General features: G+C 62.7%; 1 pseudogene. It reads right to left on the reverse strand.

Annotated elements, in window-relative coordinates:
- Nucleotides 1-381 (reverse strand): annotated as a pseudogene (locus tag EOC94_RS33600) (hypothetical protein); the annotation flags it as partial.

Below are 381 nucleotides of genomic sequence, written 5' to 3' on the forward strand. Positions count from 1 at the left end.
CGTCCTTCGCCGCGGTTGCCGGCTTCTCGTCGGCCTTGGTTGAATCTGGCCGGCCCTCGGAGTCTACCGGAGTGGCGGATTGGTTCTCCGCCTGCTTCGGCACGACAGGCGGCTTCGAATCATCTTTGGCCGGTGACGGCGAGTTGTCTAGAGCGCTGCCCCCATCCAGGGATTTCCTGGGGCCGGTATCCTTGTCGCCGAACTGAAAAACAGGCTTCAAAACCTCAACTGGCGAGGGCTTCTGAGGTCGCTTTTCCGGCGGACGCGGTTTTTCGACTTTCTGCTCGGGCGGTTTTTCAACCTTCGTTTCCTGCGGCTTTTCGGCCTTGGGCTCCTTTGGGGGCGGCGCCGGCGCGGGTCTCGGCTTTGGCTGATCGGGCG

The organism is Mesorhizobium sp. M6A.T.Ce.TU.016.01.1.1 (assembly GCF_003997065.1).
Taxonomy (GTDB): Bacteria; Pseudomonadota; Alphaproteobacteria; order Rhizobiales; family Rhizobiaceae; genus Mesorhizobium; species Mesorhizobium mediterraneum.